The organism is Streptomyces sp. NPDC002896 (assembly GCF_040295225.1).
In the GTDB taxonomy this organism is placed as follows: domain Bacteria; phylum Actinomycetota; class Actinomycetes; order Streptomycetales; family Streptomycetaceae; genus Streptomyces.
On sequence record NZ_JBEOVA010000001.1, the window covers coordinates 416782 to 436025 of the forward strand.

Consider the following 19244-nt stretch of genomic DNA (forward strand, 5'->3'; position numbering starts at 1 on the left):
TCCGCCCTGCGGCGCGCCGCCCACAGACGGGCGGCGCGCCGCCCGCAGAGGCGGCGGCGTCAGACGCGTTTCGCGCAGCCCACCGGTGTCGTGCCGCCCAGGTCGACGTAGAGGGCCGTCGAGGACGGGCACTTGGGGCGGGACGGGACCGCCTTCGTCACCCGGTACTCGGGGGCCTCCTCGCCCTTGCCGTCGCACGACGTCTCGCGGACCTCCCCGCGCCCGGCGGAGTACACGCAGTCCCCGACGATGGTGCGCGGCCCCCCGCCGCCCCCGGGATCCCCGGGGTGCGGCGCCTCGAGGTTGCGCATGCACGCGTACCCCTGCGGCACCGCCCCGTCGCCGTCCTCGTCCAGGGCCGGACTGTTCTCGCTGATGTGCAGCACGAAGTCCGTACGCTCAGGACAGGACGGCCCGTCCGGCACGCTGCCGTCGTGGCGCGCGACGACCCGCGCCGCCGCCTTCTCGCTGGTGCACGACACCTCGGTGAACGTCTCGCGCCCCCGCGAGCTGCACTCGTCGAGGGCGAGGAACACCGCGCCGTACCCCGAAGGACGGGTCGGCGACGGTTCCCCGCCGAGCCTGCCGTCCTCCGAACCCGCCCCCGAAGACGGGGACTTCTGACATCCCGTGAGCGCCGCTGCAGCGACCAGCAGCGCGCACACCACCCCCGCGGTCCGCGCGTTGTGCATCCCCAACCCCCCATAGATGCACCAAGCGTGACCTGCCGGAACGGGCACACGCCAGATGTACAGGGGATTTGCGTCTCTTGGGGGTGGCGCGCGGGGTGTCCGGCGTACGCCGCGTACGCCGGACTGCGCAGCTAGTACGTCAACCCGTAGCCGATCGGATACAGCACCTGCGCCGGGTCGTCGGCCCGCTGCACCGGAACCGGCAGCCTGCCCTCCGGTTGTGCGCGACCCGCGATCACCCGTACCGCGGCGCGCAGTTCGACGTCCGTCCAGGAGTATGCGGCGAGACACGCGCCGACGCCGGGCAGCTGCGCCACGTCGTACGGGTTGCGGATCGCCACCGCGACGACCGGCACGCCGGTCGCGACCAGCGCGTTGACGAGGGTGCGCTGCGAGCTGCCGGCCGTGACGTTGTACGTGCCGACGACCACCGCGTCCTTGCCCCGGGCCGCCGCCACCGCCTCGTCGATCTTCGCCTGCGAGGGTGCCGTACCGGTGGACAGGGCGGTGGCGGAGAAGCCCGACTCGGTGAGCGCGCCCGCGAGCACGGTCGTCGGCGGGCCGGTCGTGCCGGACGGGGAGGCCGGATCCGCGCCCACGACCAGCACGTTCCTGTGGGTGAGGCGCGACAGCGGCAGCAGGCCCTGCTCGTTGACGAGCAGGGTCGTCGTCTCCTCGGCGATCCGGTCCGCCGCCGCGAGATGCGCGTCGGTGCCGACCGTCCGGTCGACGCCCTCATGGGAGACGTACGGGTCCTTGAAGAGCCCCAGCTTCGCCTTCAGCCGCAGGATGCGCAGGATCGACTCGTCGAGGCGGGCCTCCGTCAGCTCCCCGCTCTTCACGGCGTTCAACACCGCGTTCCAGGCGATGTCGAGGCTCGGCGGGTTCAGCAGCTGGTCTACGCCCGCCTTGAGCGCGAGGACGGGGACGCGGTCGTCGCCGTACTTCTGGCGTACGCCCGCCATGCCGAGCGAGTCCGTCACCACGACACCGTCGTAGCCGAGCTGTTCGCGCAGAATGCCCGTGAGGATGGGGTGCGAGAGCGTGGCCGGGTCGCCGGACGGGTCGAGCGCCGGGACCATGATGTGCGCGGTCATGATCGAGTCGATGCCCGCCGCGATCGCCGCCCGGAACGGCGGTGCGTCCAGCCGGCCCCACTGCTCCGTGGTGTGCTCGATGACCGGGAAGCCGTAGTGGCTGTCGGTCGCCGTGTCGCCGTGCCCCGGGAAGTGCTTGGACGTCGCGGCGATGTCCGCGCTCTGATAGCCCTTGACCTGCGAGGCGACCAGTCCGGCCACGGCATCGGGGTCGGCGCCGAAGGAGCGTACGCCGATGACGGGGTTGGCCGGGTTGACGTTCACGTCGGCGACCGGCGCGTAGTTCTGCCGGATCCCCATCGCGTGCAGCTCGGCTCCGGCGATCTGCGCGGCCCGGCGTGCGTCGGACCGCGAACCGCCCGCGCCGAGCGCCATCGCGCCGGGGAACAGCGTCGCGGGCTTGCCCACGCGCGCGACGATGCCGTGCTCCTGGTCGGTGGAGATGAGCAGAGGCAGCCCGTTCGGCTGGGACAGCCCCGCCTGCTGGATGCCGTTGGACAGATCCGCTATCTGGTGCGGATCGCGGGTGTTGTGGGCCCAGGCGAAGTAGATGATGCCGCCCACGCGGTATTCGGCGATGAGCTCGGCGGCCGTCCTGACCCCGATCTCCTTGAGGTTGGCGTCGATGTCGGCCTGGTCGGGTTCGGTCGCGGAGTGGCCGTACACCCGCATCACGAAGAGCTGGCCGACCTTCTCCTCGAGGCTCATACGGGATATGAGCGCCCTGAGCCTGTCGTCCTGGCCGCTGTCCGCGTCGGCGGCGGCGTCTGCGTGCGCTGTGCCGGCGCCCGCGGCCACGGCGGCGGCCGCGCCCGCGGTGGCCGCGAGGAGAGTGCGTCTGGAGGTTCCGGAGTGTCTGTACTGCACGTGCGCTCCTTCCGGAGGAGATCCCGGGGATCCATGGAGGGGCGTGGTGAAGAGAGGCGATGAAGGAAACTTCCGCGACGCCACGGATATCCTGACAATTTCTTCCAGTCAAGGGTGCGCGCGAGGGCCGTGGCAGGAACGCACGGGGTCAGGGCCGGTCAACAAGGGGCAGGCAGACGCGGGATGAGGGGCCGTCACCGGCGCAGTTGGAGGGGGGCGCGCCGGTGACGGCGTGCTGCCGGCCGCAGGCGGTGGAGAGGGTGGTCAGCGATCGCAGCCAGCAGCGAGGCCGACACCGCCCTGCGGAGACTCATCCGTCAGCATGCCGCTTGGACGCGGCCGCATGGGCACAGGTTCCGCGTATCGCGGAGATTCCGCGAAGTTGATGCGCCGGCGCTCACAGGGGCGCGTGTGCCGAGACGTCCGGCCAGTGGGCCTGCAGGGTCCGGACCGCCTCCGCGATCGCGGGCCGCCGCGCCGCCCCGGTCCGCCACAGCGCGTACAACCGCCGTACGGGCATGGGATCGAGTCGCACCTCGACGACACCGTCGGGCAGCGGACCGCGCCCAAGGCGGGGCAGCAGCGCGATGCCGAGCCCGGCCGCGACGAGCGCGACCAGCGTCGGGTTCTCGTCCGCCTGGTGCGCGATGTCCGGCTCGCAACCGGCCTCGCGCAGCGTGCGCACCAGCCAGTCGTGGCAGACCCGCCCCGGCGGCTGGCACACCCACCGCTCCCGCTTGAGGTCCTCACGGCGTACGGACGTCCGCCCCGCGAGCGGATGTCCGGCCGGTACGAGCAGGTCGCACAGGTCCTCGCCGATGACGGCCTGTTCGACGCCGGGCGGGGCGGGCAGCGGCGCGATGTCCCAGTCGTGCGCGACGGCCACGTCCACGGCGCCCTTGGCCACCAGGTCGACGGAGAGATGCGGGTCGACCTCGGACAGCCGGGCGTCCAGCGCCGGATGACGCACGGCCAGATCGGCCAGTACGCGGGGGAGCAGGCCGCGTGCCGCCGAGGCGAACGCGGCCACGGTCAGCCGCCCGGCGGGCAGTCCGCGCCGCTCCTCCAGCTCGGTCTCGGCCCGCTCGACGATCGCCATCAACTGCTGTGCAGTGTCGGCGAGCTGGCGTGCCTCGTCGGTGAGCCGGACCCCGCGCCCGTGCCGTTCGAGGAGAACCGTCCGAGTCTCCCGCTCCAGCTTCGCTATCTGCTGCGACACCGCGGACGGGGTGTAGCCGAGGGCGGCCGCGGCAGCGCCGACCGTGCCGTGGACGGATACGGCGTGCAGGGCGCGCAGCCGCTGGAGATCGAGCATGGGGACCCCTCGCGTCGGCTCAGGTCGGCACGCGCCTGAGCGATGCTCCACTCACGTAAGCAATGCTTCATCCAACCATGAAGGAACTCGCGCTGGTGCTTCACGATGGTGGCCGACGATGCTCACTGCATGCGTCCCGTACACATCTGCCTCGCCGTCCTCGTCGCCGCAGTCTGGGGCGTGAACTTCACCGTCATCGAGATCGGCCTCGACCACTTCCCGCCGCTGCTCTTCTCGGCCCTGCGCTTCCTGGTGGCGGCGCTGCCCGCGGTCTTCTTCGTGGGGCGGCCCAAGGTCGCCTGGAAGTGGATCGTGGCGGTCGGTCTCGCCCTCGGTGTGGCGAAGTTCGGGCTGCTCTTCGTCGGCATGGACGCGGGCATGCCCGCCGGTCTGTCCTCGCTCGTGCTGCAGATCCAGGCCGTGTTCACGGCGCTGTTCGCCATGGTGGCGCTGGGCGAGCGGCCCGGCCGCGTCCGTGTGGCGGGCATGGTGGTGGCCCTCGGCGGCGTCGCGGTCGCCGTGGTGGACGAGGGCACATCCGGGCCGCTCCTCGCCTTCGCGCTGGTAATCGCGGCCGCCGCCTGCTGGGGCGTCTCCAACGTCCTGACCCGCAAGGCGTCCCCGCCGGACTCCCTCAACTTCATGGTCTGGGTCAGCACTGTCCCGGTCCTGCCGCTGCTCCTGCTGTCCCTGCTCACCGAGGGTCCGTCCGCGGACCTCGCCGCGCTGCGCTCCCTCGACTGGCAGGGCGCGGGTGTCATCGTCTACGTCGCCTGGATCACCACGGTCTTCGGCTTCGGCGCCTGGGGCTGGCTGCTGCACCGCCACCCCGCGTCCACGGTCGCGCCCTTCTCGCTCCTCGTCCCCGTCTTCGGGATGTCGTCGGCGGCGCTGTTCCTGGGCGAGCCGGTGAGCCCGCTGCGGTGGTGCGCGGCGGCGCTGCTGGTGGGTGGAGTGGCGCTGACGTCGCTCTCGGGCGCTGGGCGGGTGCGCGCGGCGAAGGCGGAGGTTCCGGTGGAGGTCCCGCGGAAGTCGCCGGCCTTGGCCGAGTAGCGGTACCCATGGTGGCGGCGACCGGCTAGGCGGCGGCCTCGCCGGCTGCCGCCCTGCCGCCACCCGGGAGTGTTCGGTTGTACCGCTCCAGGTAGGCGGCGAAGCGCACCAGGTCACTCGTGTCCCAGTCGCCGAGGCGGTCGTCGAACATCGCCTGGCGGCTGTGCGCTGCCGCCGCCAGGGCGCTGTACCCGGCCTCGGTCACCTCGAGGATCTGCGCGCGATGGTCACGGGGATCGGGCCGGCGTTCGAGCAGGCCCATCTTCAGCAGGGCCGAGACCTGTCGGCTGACCGTGGACTTGTCGAGCATGTAGTGCGTCGCGAGATCGGTCGCGTTGCAGCCCTGCTGATCGTGTACGTGCGTCAGGATCGTGTGCGTGACAAGGGAGAGTTCCGGGTGCAGCCGGGCGGCTGCGGCGCGAGCCCGCCGGGTGAGGGCGATCACCTCTCGCGCGATCGCCTGACTGGCGGTCTCCCGGTCGACTGCCTGACTGGCGGTCTCCCGGTCGAGGGTCTCCTCGCTCTTCTCCGCGCTCACGTCCGTCATGGCACCTCTCTCGAAAGCATCTAGTTGTATGATACAACAGAATTTAGTTGTATTACCCACCTAGCTCTGGGGAGGATCGCGCCACGATGTCAGCTTCCGGCCATGCCAGCCAGGCCTCAGCCGCCCATGAAGACCCCGCGCCCTCGAAGCGGGGAGTACCGCCAGGCGCGATACGCCACGTCTTCAGCCACCTCCTGGTCCCGCTCCTGATGTGCGTCGGCATGGGCCTGGCGTACCTCGGGGGCCTGTCCAACCCGCAGCCGCACGGGGTGCGCGTGGACATCGTCGGATCGGGGACGAAGGTCCAGGTCATGGCCCAGACGCTGCAGGACGAGGCCGGTGACGCGCTCGACATCCGCACGGTCGCCTCACGCGACGCCGCGGTCTCCCGGCTGCAGGACCGCGACGTGTCCGGGGCCTTCGTCCCCAGCGCCAAGCACCCGGAACTGCTGATCGCCAAGGCGGGTTCCGAGACCACGGCCAACGTGGTGCAGAAGGTGTTCACGCAGGTCGCCGCGGAAGAGCACCGGCCCCTCGAGGTCACCGACGTCGTGCCGCTGGGCGAGAACGACCCGACCGGTCAGGCGCTGTTCTTCCTGCTCGTCGCCGTCAGCATCGGCTCCTACGCGTCGGTGGCTGTCATCGGCGGCGCGGGCGCGGTGCTGGCGACCTGGATCCGGGCGCTCATCGGACTCGGGACCTCGTTCGTGGTGAGCGTCTTCGGGCTGCTCTTCGCGGGCCCCGTCTTCGACTTCGTCGACCACGACCTCGCCGCGGTCTGGGCCCTGTCCTGGCTCTACTCGCTGGGCATCATCTGGGTCGGCACCGGCCTGCACACGTTCTTCAAGCGCTGGACGACCCTCAGCATGACGATCATGTTCGTAGCGCTGAACTTCACGTCGTGCGGCGGAATCTTCGAACCGGCGCTCCAGCCGGGGTTCTTCGGCGCTCTGCACGCCTTCTGGAACGGCGCCGGATTCCTCGAGGCGGCACGGAACGCCGTGTACTTCGACGGCCTCGACGTCGGAGGGTACGTGCTGCGGCTGGCGCTCTGGGTCGTCGCCGGCGCGGTGCTCCTCATCGCAGCCTATGCCTTCGAACGGCGGGGCAAGCGGTCCGCCGCGGCGACTCCCCAGCCTGCTGCGGCCGAACTCGCGCGTGTGGACGGCCCGGTGTCGTCCGCCGCACCTACGCCCTCGACCGCCCCGGCCCAGGCCGTGCCCGCCGCGCAGCGGGCTGCACACCCGTCCGGCGTGCAGCGCCTCTCTCCGCAGGCCGCCGCCGCGACCGGCTGGAGCCACGCCTACTACCACGGTGATCCGAACCACGGTGATCCGAACCACGGTGATCGGAAGCTGGAGGAGGAACTCGAGGAGAACACGCCCGCCTAGGCCCGGGGTGTCCTGTGAACCGGGCCCGCGGGTGCCCTACGAGCCGGTCACGCCGACTCGTTGAGCAGCCGCGCGAGGTGTGCCCGGCCCGGCCCCAGCAGGCCGGGCAGCGGCGCCGCGGCCTCGTACCAGCGCTTCTCGTACTCCCAGCACAGCCAGCCGTCCCAGCCGTTCCGGCTGAGGAGCTCCACGCACTCGGTGAGCGGCAGGACTCCCGCACCGAGCGCCAGCGGTGTCTTGTCCTCGGCGGACGCGATGTCCTTGACCTGGACGTAGCCGAGATACGGCGACAGCGCGGCGTACGTCTCGGAGGGCTGCTCACCGCCGAGCCAGGTGTGCATCACGTCCCACAGGGCGCCAAGGCGGCGGTGGCCCACCTGGCCCAGGATGCGCGTGGCGGCGGCGCCCGTACGGTGCGAGTCGTGGGTCTCCAGGAGGATGCGTACGCCCAGGTCGCCGGCGTACTCCACGGCTGTGCCCAGCCGGCGGGCGGCCGTCGCGTCGGCCTCCTCGGCGCTCTGCTTGGTGCCGCCGCCGGGGAAGACGCGGATGAAGGGCGCGCCGAGGTCCCGGGCGAGTTCCAGCAGCCGGCGGATCTCCGCGAGCACCGGCTCGTCCTCGCCGGGGGCCGCCACGCGCGCGTACCCCGCGATTCCCAGGATCTGGACGCCGGCCGCCTTGAACTCGGCCGCGACATCGGCCCGCTCGGTGAGGCCGATGCCCGGGTGCACCGGCTCCTCCTCGTGGGCGCGCAGTTCCACGCCGTGATAGCCGTTCTCGGCCGCGAGCCGTACCACGTCGGCGATGGGGAGCCCCGGCACGCCGAGGGTGGAGAAGGCCAGTTTCACCGCTGTTCACCTCACTGGGGCGGGCCGGGCGTGCGCGACGGCGGGCATGCCGGCCGGGGTCCGTGGGCGCGCCCGGGGTCGGCGGGCGCGCTCCGGACCCTACCCGTCACCCGGCGTCCTCGTGCAGAGCAAGGCGCCAGTCCTGTCCGACAAGATCGGCCCCGAACGAACGGTGGGGCTTCTCCGCTACCAGAACGAAGCAGTGCCGCTGGTAGATCCTGCGGGCCGCGGTCAGCACGTCGTTCGTCCACAGCACCAGGTCCCGGTAGCCCACGCCCCGCGCGAAGTCGATGCACGCGCGCACCAGCCGGTCGCCGATGCCGAGGCCGCGCGCGTCCGGCTCGACGAGCAGCAGCCGCAGTCGCGAGGTCGCGGGTGCCGCGTCGCGTACGCACATCACACAGCCCACCGGACGCCCGTCGAGCTCGGCGATCCACACCCGCTCCAGATGCGGGTTGTGGTCCTCGGCGAAGTCGGCGACGATACGGGCCACCAGGCCCTCGTGGTCCGTGTTCCAGCCGTACTCGGCGGCGTACAGGGCGGCGTTGCGCTGCACCATCCACCCCAGATCGCCCGGACGGGGCTCGCGCAGCACGACGTCCTCGGGCCGCGGCGGGCGGCCGCTGGACAGCAGCTCGCGGACGGTGTGCATCGCTTCGGCGAGCCTCGGCCGCTCGCCGGCCGGCACGGCGCCAAGGAGCGAGGCCACGGCCTGGCTCGAACGCTCGTCGAGCAGGGCGGCGGTCTCACGCCCGCGTGCGGTCAGCGTGACCTGCCGGCGCCGCGTGTCCCGCTCTGACGCCGCCCGCTCGATCAGCCCCTCCTTCTCGAACTTGGCGAGGATCCGGCTGAGGTACCCCGCATCGAGCGAGAGCTCGGCCCGCAGATCGGCGGCGTCGGTACGCGGGGAGTGCGCGAGCTCGTACAGCACGCGCGACTCGGTCAGTGTGTACGGCGCGTACAGGTGGCGGCCGTAGTCCAGCGCGCCGATGAGGTTCGTGTAGAAGCGGTTGAACGAGCGGATGTCGTGCACGGTCATGGGACACCTGCCCTGCTAGGCACCGATGGCCGGTCCGCCGTCGTCCCCGGACGGCCCGGCCCCGGACAGAGAACAGTTGACTGAGTCAGAGATTACGGCGCCCCGTGCAGTGGCGTCCACGCTACTCGGGGAACGTCGGAGACCTTGGATCAGGGCGCCTTGGATCAGAGCACCTTGGATCAGAGCACCTTGGACAGGAACGCCCGCGTGCGCTCGTGCGACGGTTTCGCCAGGACCTCCCGGGGCGCTCCGGATTCGACGACCGTGCCGCCGTCGAGGAAGACGACGGAGTCGCCGACCTCGCGGGCGAAGCCGATCTCGTGGGTGACCACGAGCATCGTCATGCCAGAGGCCGCCAGGTCGCGCATCACGTCGAGGACCTCGCCGACCAGTTCGGGGTCGAGCGCGGACGTCGGCTCGTCGAACAGCATCAGCTTGGGCTCCATGGCCAGGGCACGCGCGATCGCCACCCGCTGCTGCTGTCCACCGGACAGCTGGGATGGGTAGGCGTCGCCGCGGGTGCCGAGGCCGACCCGGTCGAGGAGGGCGAGCGCGCGTTCGCGGACGACGGCCTTGGGCTCACGGCGGACCCGGCAGGGCGCCTCCATGATGTTCTCCAGCGCCGTCATGTGCGGGAACAGGTTGAAACGCTGGAAGACCATGCCGATCTCACGCCGCTGCGCGGCCACCTCCTTCTCGCGCAACTCGTAGAGCCTGCCGCCGTGTTCGCGGTAGCCGACCAGCCGGCCGTCGACCTCCAGCAGGCCGGCGTCGATCTTCTCCAGGTGGTTGACGCACCGCAGGAACGTGGACTTGCCCGAGCCCGACGGCCCGATGACGCAGGCCACCGCGCCGGGCTCGACGTCCAGGTCGATCCCGGACAGCACCTCGGTGTCGCCGTAGCTCTTGCGTACCCCGCGCGCGCGGACGACGGGTGTCATCGCTGGACTCCCTTGGAGTAGCGCCGCTCCAGGAAGCGCTGGAGCACCGTGGCGACGGTGGTCAGCACCACGTACCAGATCGAGACGGTGAGCAGCAGCTCGACGATCATCAGGTTGTTGGAGTAGATCTTCACGGCGGACTGGAGCAGTTCGCCGTACTGGATCGCGTACGCCAGCGAGCTGGTCTTGAGCATCCCGACGAACTCGTTGCCGGTCGGCGGCACGATGACCCGCATGGCCTGCGGCAGTACGACCCGGCGCAGGGTGAGCAGCCGGGACATGCCGAGGGCCTGCGCCGCCTCGGTCTGGCCCTTGTCGACCGAGTCGATGCCGGCCCGGACGATCTCGGCCATGTACGCGCCCTCGTTGATGCCGAGGCCGAGCAGGGCCGCGACGAACGGCGTGATCAGCTGGTTGGTCTGCCAGCTGCCCAGGCCCGGGAGCGTCACGGTGTCGATGACCAGCGAGAGGTTGTACCAGAGCAGCAGCTGGACGATGACGGGCGTGCCGCGGAACAGCCAGACGTAGCCGGCCGAGAACGCGCGTATCTCGGCGTGCCGGGACCGCCCGAGGATCGCGAAGACCACGCCCAGCGCGATGCCGAGGGCCTGGGCGAGCACACTGATCACGATGGTGTTGCCCAGGCCGCTCAGCACGGTGGAGGCGGTGAGGAAGTGGAGGGTGACCGAGTAGTCGATGTCCGCACCCGCGAACGCCCATACCGCCAGTGCGAGGAAGGCGACCAGCGCGACCAGGAACACCAGCCGTCCGTAGTGGCGGACCGGGACCGCCCTGATCTGCTCGCTCATGTGCCCGAGTTGATCTTCGCCTCGGTGACCGCGCCCGCGGGGATCTCCCACTTGTCGATCAGCTTCTTGTACGTGCCGTCGTCGATGATCGCGTCGAGCGCCTTCTGGATGACATCGCGCAGCGCGGTGTCCTGCTTGGCGACCGCGATACCGAGCGGCCCGGCCTCGATCTGGTCGCCGGCCACCTCGAAGTCCGCGCCGTCGCCGGACGTACGGGCGTTGTAGCTGGCGACCGGGTAGTCCTCCAGACCGGCCACTGCGCGTCCCTGCTTGACCTGGAGCAGCGCCTCGGTCTCGCGGTCGAAGGAGAGGATCTCGATCTCCTTCTCGCCGTCCTTCTTGCAGGTCTTGCTCTGCTCCTCGGCGTATCCCTCCTGGGTGGTGGCGCGCTGCACGGCAATGGTCTTGCCGCACAGGTCGGCCAGCGTCTTCAGGTTCTCCGGGTTGCCCTTCTTGACCAGGAGCATCGCGCCGGCGGTGTAGTAGTCGACGAAGTCGACGCTGCCCTGGCGCTCCTTGGTGTCCGACATCCCGGACATCACCACGTCGATCCGCTGGGACTTCAGCGAGGTGATCAGGCCGTCGAAGGAGGCGTTCTTGAACTCGAAGGGGACGCCGAGCTGCTTGCTCAGGGCGTCGGCGAGCTCCTTGTCGAAGCCGAGGACGGTGGTCCCGTCGGTGTCGTAGTACTCCATCGGCGCGTAACTGATGTCCGAGCCGACCACGATCTTGCCGGCCTTGCGCTGCTCCTGCGGCAGCTTGGCATAGAGCGGGGCGGAGGAGTTGGTCTTGGCTGCGGGCTTGCCGGAGTCGGTGGAGCCACCGCAGGCGGTGGCCGATGCGGCGACGACCGCGGCCGTCAGGGCCGTGACGAGGAGCTTTCCGGGCTGGGAAGTCATGTCCTCTTCTCTTTTCAGGCGTTCGGGGCGTGTCTGAGGGCGTGAGGAGGGACGCGCCGGGCGACGTTGACGCGGCGCAGGCCGTTTCTCGGGGGTGGGGCTGGATGGCTCAGGTGGCTTTCAGGCCGTAAGGCCGACGGCATCCATGGGCGGCTTTCAGGACGTGAGCAGATCGCGCCGGGCGACGGTGACGCGGCGTAGGGCGTCCGGCAGCACGGTGGCGCCGGTTCCCGGTCCGTCGGGGACGGTCAGATGGCCCTCGTCCAGGACGAACGGGGCGGTGAGATCCTCCGCGTAGTAGCGGGAGGAGGCGGAGGTGTCGCCGGGCAGGAGGAAGCCGGGCAGCGCGGCGAGCGCGAGGTTCGCCGAGCGGCCGACGCCGGTCTCCAGCATTCCGCCGCACCAGACCGGCACGCCGTTGGCGACGGCGAGGTCGTGGATGCGGCGGGCTTCCAGATAGCCGCCGACCCGCGCCGGCTTGATGTTGATCACGCGGCAGGCGCCGAGCGCGAGCGCGGCGGCGGCACCCCGCGCCGAGGTGATCGACTCGTCCAGGCAGATGGGGGTGCGGACGACCTTGGCCAGCTCGGCGTGGCCCATCAAGTCGTCCTCGGGCAACGGCTGTTCGATCAGGACGAGGCCGAACTCGTCCAGGCGGCGCAGATGCTCGGCGTCGCTCAGCGAGTAGGCGGTGTTCGCGTCCACCTGGAGCAGCAGCTCCTCGCCGAACTCGGCGCGCACCGCGCGGACGGCCTCCACGTCCCAGCCCGGCTCGATCTTCAGCTTGATCCGCAGATAGCCCTCGGCGAGATAGCCCTCCACGGCACGCAGCAGCTCGGGGATCGTGTCCATGATCCCGACGGATACGCCCGCCGGCACCCGGTCCTTCACGGCACCGAGGTAGGTGCCGAACGACATGCCGTACGAGCGCAGTTCGGCGTCGAGGATCGCGGTCTCCAGCACGGCCTTGGCCAGCGGATGGCCCTTGATCTCCTCGACGGCGGGGCCGACCTGCGCGGCGGTGACGTCGTGCAGCGCCGCGACCCGGGGGATGAGGTGGTCGCGCAGCGCCAGTTCGGCACCGGCGGCGAACTCCGGGCAGTACAGGGGGTCGGGGTCGCCCGCGAACTCCGCCCAGCCCTCCCCGGTGTCGGTGACGACGCGCAGCAGGAAGGTGTCCCGGACGGTGTCGGTGCCGAAGGAGGTACGGAACGCGCCGACCAGCGGCAGCCGGACGTGGATCAGTTCGATGCGCTCTATCTTCACGGGGTGTCCTCGCGGTCGGAGCGGGTCAGGTGGTACCAGCCGTCGCGGGTCATCGACGTGGCGGTGTAGCCGTCGGCCAGCGCGTCCGCGAGCACGTCGCGTACCGCCGTGCGCCAGGCCAGGGCGATTTCGGGCCGCTGCCGGCGGATCGCCGTGATGTCCTCGGGGATCCGGCACCACAGGGAGCGGCCGTCGCGGGCGGTGAACGGCTGCCCATCGGGGCCCGGCAGCGGATCGGGCTCCGGCCGGGCGGCCGTCGGCGCCTCGGCGCTGCCGACGGTGTCCAGCTGCCAGACGGCGGTCAACCGGTCCGTCTCGTCTCCCGCGTTGAAGCCGTCGTCCATCGGGCCGTAGAAGTCCACGGTGTACTCGCCGGCCACCGCACCCAGTTTGACCAGGTTGAACCAGGCGTTGCGGCGGACCAGCGGGTCGAAAGTCCAGGTGATCGTCCGTGCGCCCTGCTCCAGCGCCCAGGCGCGCTGGGCCAGCTTCAGCGCGTATCCCACGCCCTGGCTGATGCGGGTGGCGCCCGCGATCAGGCTGTAGAGGTCTCCCTTACGTGGAGGGCCGAACACGGCGGCACTCGCGCCGAGCAGGCCGGCCGGCCCGAAGGCGGCGTGCACCGCGCCGCCCGCGTGGGCCAGGGAACGCAGTACGTCACCGGCGAACGGCTCGTGTCCGGGATCGGTCCCCCAGACCTCGGCGAACAGGCCGGACACGGCCAGCAGCCGCTCGGGGGACTCGACGGTCTCGATCCGGACACCCGCAGCCCCGGCGGCGGCCTCGGCCTGCCGGGTCGCGGAATCGAATGACGGGGTGGTGGTGAACACCCTCCAAGCCTTGGGGACGTACCCACCGTCCCGCTTCGGCCGATCCCCCAAGGTCACAAATAGGGGACTGGGAGATCGTCCAAATTCGATCTAGCATCCCGGCCATGCCTTCGTCTCTGCGGGCCCTCTGCGACGCGCTGGGCCCGTCGCCCGTCCGGCTGGTGACCGCCCCGCGCGGCGCGGAGTGCCAGGTCTCCGGAACCCTGGTCCACGAACCGCGCAGCCCGCTGCCCCGCCGGGACGGCGCCCTGCTGCTCGCGGTCGGCGTCCCGCCCTCCGAGGCCCCGCAGTTGATCGACGCTGCCGCCGCGGCCGGGCTCGCCGGGATCGTCGTCAAGCAGTACGGGGAGCCGGTCGCCGAGCTCGCGCTGGCCGCCGAGAAGGCCGAAGTGGCACTGCTGACCGCCGACGACGACCTGGCCTGGCAGCAGCTCGACGCCCTGGTCACCTCGGCGCTGGCCGCCGTCGCGCACACCGGCCAGGGCACCGCGGGGCCGGACATCGGCGACCTGTTCTCGCTGGCCAACGCCATCGCCGCGGCCGTCGGCGGAGCCACCGCGATCGAGGACCCGTACCAGCGGATCCTCGCCTACTCAACGCTGCGCGGTCAGGAGATCGACGAGGAACGCCGCCAGGGCATTCTCGGTCTGCACGTCCCGTACGCGCCCATCAACGTGCCCCAGTACCGCGAACTCGCCCGCGCCACCGGGGTCCTGCGGTTCGCCGCCAGCCCCGGCGGCCTTGCCCGGCTCGCGGTGGCGGTCCGCGCGGGCAGCGAACTGCTGGGCTCCATCTGGGTGGTCGACGCGCACGACGACCTGGGCGAGGACGCCGTGCGCACGCTCGACGACGCCGCCCGCATCGCAGGCCTCCATCTGCTGCGCGCCCGTACGTCCCACGACCTGGTCCGCCGGCAGCGCGGCGACCTGCTGCGGCGGCTCCTGGACGACCCGGCCAGCGCGCCCCTGGTCGGCCCGCAGCTCGGACTGCCGGTCGACGCACCGGCGGTGGTGGCCGCCTTCCACCTCACCGCGGCCGGACCCGACGACGCGCTCACCGCCCGGGCCGCGCTCCAGCTCACCGACCTGGTCAGCCTGCACTGCGAGGCCCACTACAGCCACCACGGCTGCGCCCTCATCGACGGCACCGTCTACGCGCTGCTGCCCGCCGACGCCCACCGCGACTTCGTGGCCGACGTCGCCCGCCGCGCCCACCGCGCGCTGCACCTGCCCGTCCGCGCCGCCCTCGGCTCGGTGGCGCCCTCACTGCGCGCCGCCCCCGCCTCCCGCCGCGACGCCGACACCGTGCTGCGCACCCTCGCACCCGCAGACACCGCCGTGGCCGCGATCGACGACGTACGCCCCACGGTCACCCTCGCCGAACTGGCGGAGCAGGCCCATCTGACACCCCGCCTCGCCGAGGGCGCCGGCCCCGCCATCCGCGCCCACGACGCCACCCACCGCACCGCCTACGCCGAGACCCTGCTCGCCTACTTCGCCGCCGACAGCGACATCTCCACCGCCGCCCGCACCCTCAACATCCACCCCAACACCTGCCGCTACCGCCTCTCCCGCGCCGAGTCCCTCTTCCACCTCAGGCTCTCGGACCCGGACACCCGGTTGGTGCTGTGGCTGCAGCTGCGGCTGGCGGAGGGAGGGGGTGGTGGACCCGTGCATGGAGGCGAGTCGCCGCGCCGGGTCGACGGGGGCGCGGAAGACGCCGGCTGAAGCCGAACAGCGTTATCTCCTCATCCTCTCGGCCCCGACACCCGCCTGTGCTGGGACTCCGACTGGCGCGGCGGTAGGCAGCGATGGCCAACCGGCACATGCAGGCGAGTCGGCTCGCCGGGTGGATCGGAGCGTGGCGGGCGTCGGCTGAGCCGCAGGGCGCCGTCCGCAAGCCCCCGGAACCGGGGAGAGGACGGCTGCCCGCAGCAGGGGCGCAGTGCTGCGCCGGTCCGGCGGCGGTCACGGGGCCGTGGGGAAGCCGTCGATCCTCACAGTGATCTCGCGCTCGTCGGACCCGGTGCTGCAACCGTGGCGAGGCGTCGCGTCAGCGACAGCGAGACGTCACCGGCCCGGCGCCGCCGTAGACCCCCGAACCATCAGTTCCCCCTGCACCGTCGCGATCCCCCCGGGCGGCGGATTCTCCCGTCCCATCGCAATCCGCCCCGCCCGCGCCCCCGCCGCGGCCAGCGGCAGCCGTACCGTCGTCAGGGCCGGTACCGCGTCGATCGCGAACGGCAGGTCGTCGAAGCCCGCCACCGACACGTCGTCCGGGATGCGCAGGCCCTCGTCGCGCAGGGCCGCGCAGGCGCCGAGGGCGACCGTGTCGTTGGCGGCCACGATGGCGGTCAACGAGCGGTCGCGGCGCAGGAGTTCGACCGTCGCGTCGTACCCGGAGCGGCGGTCGTACGGCCCGTGCACGGTGAGCTTGGGGTCGTCCTCGATGCCGTGCTCGGCCAGCGCATCGCGGTGGCCCTCCAGCCGGTGCCGGGTGGTGGTGCGCTCCTCGGGACCTGCGATGTAGGCGATACGGCGGTGCCCGAGCGCGATCAGATGCCCGGTGAGCCGCTGCCCGCCGCCGCGGTTGCCGAAGGTGATCGCGACCGCGTCGGTGCCCGGGACCGGCGGCCGCCCGCAGAGCACCACGCGCGTGCCCGCGTCCGCGAGCCTGCGCAGCTTCGCGGACACCGCCTCCACGTGCGGCGCGTCCTCGACCGCACCACCGGTGAGGACCACGGCGGCCGCCCGCTGCCGCTGCAGCAGGGTCAGATACGTGAGCTCGCGCTCCGGAGAGCCCCCCGTGTTGCACACGACGGCCAGCCGCTCACCGCCCGCGCGCCCGTCCGGCTGCCCCCCGATCTCCGACTGGACCGCGCCCGCCATGATCCCGAAGAACGGGTCGGCGATGTCGTTGACGAGGATGCCGACCAGGTCGGACGTGGCCGCGGCCAGCGAACTCGCGGGGCCGTTGAGGACGTAGTCGAGGTCGTCGACCGCGCGCAGCACCCGCTCCCGGGTCTTCGCGGCCACCGGGTAGTTGCCGTTCAGCACGCGGGAGACGGTGGCGGGCGAGACCTGCGCGCGCGCTGCCACGTCCGCGAGGGTCACAGTCATCTGGTCGTCCTCCGGTGCTTGTCCGAACCCATGTGCACTGGTCGCCCTCCAGTACTTGTACGAGGTACTTGTCCGAGCCGCTGTGCAGAGGCTAGCTTCTTACCGTATAGAAAGCGCTTGCTAAAGAGAGACGCTCGCCGTACGCGGACAGGGCGTACGGGGCCGTACGGAGGGAAACTCGTGACACGCAAGACGGTGCGCATCGCCATGAACGGCGTGACGGGACGCATGGGCCATCGCCAGCACCTGGTCCGCTCGATCCTCGCCATCCGGGAGCAGGGCGGCCTCGACCTCGGCGACGGCACGGTGCTGTGGCCCGAGCCGGTCCTCGTCGGCCGCCGCGAGCACGCGCTGAAGGCGCTTGCCGAGCAGCACGGCCTGGACCCTGAGAACATCTCCACCGACCTGGACGCCGTCCTCGCCGACGAGACCATCGAGATCTACTTCGACGCCCAGGTCACTTCGGCCCGCGAGGAGGCGATCAAGAAGGCGATCGCGGCCGGCAAGCACATCTACACCGAGAAGCCCACCGCCACCGGCCTGGACGGCGCCCTGGAGCTGGCGCGCCTGGCGGAGGCGGCCGGCATCAAGCACGGCGTCGTCCAGGACAAGCTGTTCCTGCCGGGCCTGCTGAAGCTCAAGCGGCTCATCGACGGCGGCTTCTTCGGCCGGATCCTCTCCATCCGCGGCGAGTTCGGCTACTGGGTCTTCGAGGGCGACTGGCAGGAGGCGCAGCGCCCGTCCTGGAACTACCGGTCGGAGGACGGCGGCGGCATCGTCGTCGACATGTTCCCGCACTGGGAGTACGTGCTGCACGAGCTGTTCGGCCGTGTGAAGTCCGTCCAGGCCCTTACCGCCACGCACATCCCGCAGCGCTGGGACGAGCAGAGCAAGCCCTACGACGCCACGGCCGACGACGCCGCGTACGGCATCTTCGAGCTCGAGGGCGGCGCGATCGCGCAGATCAACTCCTCCTGGGCGGTCCGCGTCAACCGCGACGAGCTCGTCGAGTTCCAGGTCGACGGCACCGAGGGCTCGGCCGTCGCGGGCCTGCGCAAGTGCCGCGTCCAGCACCGCAGCGCCACGCCGAAGCCGGTGTGGAACCCGGACATCCCGGCCACCGAGGTCTTCCGCGACCAGTGGCAGGAGGTCCCGGACAACGCCGAGTTCGACAACGGCTTCAAGGCCCAGTGGGAGCTGTTCCTCAAGCACGTCTACGCCGACGCGCCCTACCACTGGGACCTGCTCGCCGGCGCCCGCGGCGTCCAGCTCGCCGAGCTCGGCCTGAAGTCCGCGGCCGAGGGCAGCCGTCTCGAGGTTCCGGAGGTCGCGCTGTGACCATCCGCCTGCCCGACGCGACCGGCGCCCTGCGCGCCTACGAACCGCGCACCCAGCCCTCCGTGTTCACCCCCGGCGGCGCCCCGCTCGCCTCCCGTACGGTCTTCTCCGCGGCCCACGTGGTCGCCGATCCGTACGCGGACGTGTCCCCGGACTCCCCGGCGGCCGTGGACTGGGACGCCACCCTCGCCTTCCGCCGGCACCTGTGGTCGCACGGCCTGGGCGTCGCCGAGGCCATGGACACCGCGCAGCGCGGCATGGGCCTGGACTGGGCCGGTGCCGCCGAACTGATCAAGCGGTCCGCGGCCGAGGCGAAGGCCGTCGGCGGCCGGATAGCGGCCGGCGTCGGCACCGACCAGCTCACCGCGCCCGCCACCTCGCTCGACGAGGTCGTGGCGGCATACGAGGAGCAGCTGGCGGTCGTCGAGGAGGCCGGCGTCCAGCCGATCCTCATGGCCTCGCGCGCCCTCGCGGCGGTCGCGAAGGGCCCCGAGGACTACCTGGAGGTCTACGGGAGGCTGCTGCGCCAGTCCGCGGAGCCCGTCGTCCTGCACTGGCTCGGCCCGATGTTCGACCCGGCGCTCGAGGGCTACTGGGGCTCGTCCGACCTGGACGCGGCCACCGACACCTTCGTCGACGTCATCGCCGCGCACCCGGACAAGGTCGACGGCATCAAGATGTCCCTCCTGGACGCGGGCCGCGAGATCGGCGTCCGCCGCCGCCTCCCGAACGGCGTGCGCTGCTACACGGGCGACGACTTCAACTACCCCGAGCTGATCGCCGGCGACGAGAAGGGCTTCAGCCACGCCCTCCTCGGCATCTTCGACCCGCTCGGCCCGCTCGCGGCCGAGGCCGTACGCGTCCTGGACACGGGCGACGTGAAGGGCTTCCGTGAACTCCTCGACCCCACGGTCGAGCTGTCCCGCCACCTCTTCCAGGCGCCCACCCGCTTCTACAAGACCGGCGTGGTCTTCCTGGCCTGGCTGGCCGGGCACCAGGAACACTTCACCATGGTCGGCGGCCTCCAGTCGGCCCGCTCCCTGCCCCACTTCGCCCGGGCGTACGAACTGGCCGACACCCTGGGCCTGTTCCCGGACCCGGCCCTGGCCGAGGCCCGTATGAAGTCCCTGCTCAACGTGTACGGAGTCCAGCAGTGACCGAACCGCTGACCGACCTCAGCCGCTTCAGCATCA

General features: G+C 71.6%; 17 protein-coding genes. 5 read left to right on the forward strand and 12 right to left on the reverse strand.

What is annotated here, in order from left to right:
• Positions 1 to 59: 59 nt before the first annotated feature.
• From ABT009_RS01695 to ABT009_RS01705, 3 genes are all read right to left on the reverse strand, one after another.
• A complete protein-coding gene (locus ABT009_RS01695) occupies positions 60 to 692 on the reverse strand; it encodes a hypothetical protein (RefSeq protein ID WP_351288328.1) in 633 nt (210 codons plus the stop codon).
• 131 nt (positions 693 to 823) lie between these two features.
• Positions 824 to 2656 carry a glycoside hydrolase family 3 protein gene (locus tag ABT009_RS01700; RefSeq protein WP_351288331.1) on the reverse strand — a complete coding sequence of 611 codons (1833 nt, stop codon included), beginning with the start codon at positions 2654 to 2656 and terminating at the stop codon, positions 824 to 826.
• 397 nt (positions 2657 to 3053) lie between these two features.
• Positions 3054 to 3971, reverse strand: a complete 918-nt coding sequence (locus ABT009_RS01705) for a LysR family transcriptional regulator (protein WP_351288334.1) — start codon at positions 3969 to 3971, stop codon at positions 3054 to 3056.
• A gap of 129 nt (positions 3972 to 4100) precedes the next feature.
• Here ABT009_RS01705 and ABT009_RS01710 point away from each other — a divergent pair, with 129 nt between their 5' ends.
• On the forward strand, positions 4101 to 5024 hold the full coding sequence (locus ABT009_RS01710; protein WP_351288337.1) for an EamA family transporter: 924 nt from the start codon (positions 4101 to 4103) through the stop codon (positions 5022 to 5024).
• 25 nt (positions 5025 to 5049) lie between these two features.
• On the opposite strand, the gene ABT009_RS01715 is transcribed toward ABT009_RS01710, so the two are convergent.
• Positions 5050 to 5571 (reverse strand): MarR family winged helix-turn-helix transcriptional regulator, encoded by a 522-nt coding sequence (locus ABT009_RS01715; RefSeq protein WP_351288340.1) that lies wholly within the window; start codon positions 5569 to 5571, stop codon positions 5050 to 5052.
• A gap of 86 nt (positions 5572 to 5657) precedes the next feature.
• Here ABT009_RS01715 and ABT009_RS01720 point away from each other — a divergent pair, with 86 nt between their 5' ends.
• Entirely contained in the window at positions 5658 to 6962 is a 1305-nt protein-coding gene (locus tag ABT009_RS01720; RefSeq protein ID WP_502989793.1) for a hypothetical protein, read from the forward strand.
• A 47-nt stretch (positions 6963 to 7009) separates the two neighbouring features.
• On the opposite strand, the gene ABT009_RS01725 is transcribed toward ABT009_RS01720, so the two are convergent.
• The 7 genes from ABT009_RS01725 to ABT009_RS01755 form a co-directional block, all read right to left on the reverse strand.
• Entirely contained in the window at positions 7010 to 7810 is an 801-nt protein-coding gene (locus tag ABT009_RS01725) for a sugar phosphate isomerase/epimerase family protein (RefSeq protein ID WP_351288342.1), read from the reverse strand.
• Between the two features lie 106 nt (positions 7811 to 7916).
• Complete coding sequence (locus ABT009_RS01730; RefSeq protein WP_351288345.1) at positions 7917 to 8849, reverse strand: bifunctional helix-turn-helix transcriptional regulator/GNAT family N-acetyltransferase; 933 nt, start codon at positions 8847 to 8849, stop codon at positions 7917 to 7919.
• 179 nt (positions 8850 to 9028) lie between these two features.
• Positions 9029 to 9790 (reverse strand): amino acid ABC transporter ATP-binding protein, encoded by a 762-nt coding sequence (locus tag ABT009_RS01735; RefSeq protein ID WP_351288347.1) that lies wholly within the window; start codon positions 9788 to 9790, stop codon positions 9029 to 9031.
• Entirely contained in the window at positions 9787 to 10599 is an 813-nt protein-coding gene (locus ABT009_RS01740) for an amino acid ABC transporter permease (protein WP_351288350.1), read from the reverse strand. The genes ABT009_RS01735 and ABT009_RS01740 overlap by 4 nt, the downstream gene beginning before the upstream one ends.
• Complete coding sequence (locus ABT009_RS01745; RefSeq protein WP_351288353.1) at positions 10596 to 11498, reverse strand: ABC transporter substrate-binding protein; 903 nt, start codon at positions 11496 to 11498, stop codon at positions 10596 to 10598. The genes ABT009_RS01740 and ABT009_RS01745 overlap by 4 nt, the downstream gene beginning before the upstream one ends.
• Positions 11499 to 11654: 156 nt before the next feature.
• Positions 11655 to 12764 carry an o-succinylbenzoate synthase gene (gene menC / locus ABT009_RS01750; protein ID WP_351288355.1) on the reverse strand — a complete coding sequence of 370 codons (1110 nt, stop codon included), beginning with the start codon at positions 12762 to 12764 and terminating at the stop codon, positions 11655 to 11657.
• Positions 12761 to 13594 (reverse strand): chorismate synthase, encoded by an 834-nt coding sequence (locus ABT009_RS01755; protein WP_351288358.1) that lies wholly within the window; start codon positions 13592 to 13594, stop codon positions 12761 to 12763. The genes menC and ABT009_RS01755 overlap by 4 nt, the downstream gene beginning before the upstream one ends.
• 104 nt (positions 13595 to 13698) lie before the next feature.
• Here ABT009_RS01755 and ABT009_RS01760 point away from each other — a divergent pair, with 104 nt between their 5' ends.
• Complete coding sequence (locus ABT009_RS01760) at positions 13699 to 15321, forward strand: PucR family transcriptional regulator (RefSeq protein ID WP_351288361.1); 1623 nt, start codon at positions 13699 to 13701, stop codon at positions 15319 to 15321.
• A gap of 342 nt (positions 15322 to 15663) precedes the next feature.
• Here the strand turns inward: ABT009_RS01760 and ABT009_RS01765 are convergent, their stop codons facing one another.
• A complete protein-coding gene (locus ABT009_RS01765; protein WP_351288364.1) occupies positions 15664 to 16713 on the reverse strand; it encodes a LacI family DNA-binding transcriptional regulator in 1050 nt (349 codons plus the stop codon).
• Between the two features lie 180 nt (positions 16714 to 16893).
• On the opposite strand from ABT009_RS01765, the gene ABT009_RS01770 reads away from it, so the two are divergent.
• Together ABT009_RS01770 and ABT009_RS01775 are read left to right on the forward strand one after the other, a co-directional pair.
• A complete protein-coding gene (locus ABT009_RS01770) occupies positions 16894 to 18051 on the forward strand; it encodes a Gfo/Idh/MocA family protein (protein WP_351288367.1) in 1158 nt (385 codons plus the stop codon).
• Positions 18048 to 19208 carry a dihydrodipicolinate synthase family protein gene (locus ABT009_RS01775; RefSeq protein WP_351288369.1) on the forward strand — a complete coding sequence of 387 codons (1161 nt, stop codon included), beginning with the start codon at positions 18048 to 18050 and terminating at the stop codon, positions 19206 to 19208. Before ABT009_RS01770 ends, ABT009_RS01775 begins: the two co-directional genes overlap by 4 nt.
• Positions 19209 to 19244 lie beyond the last annotated feature (36 nt).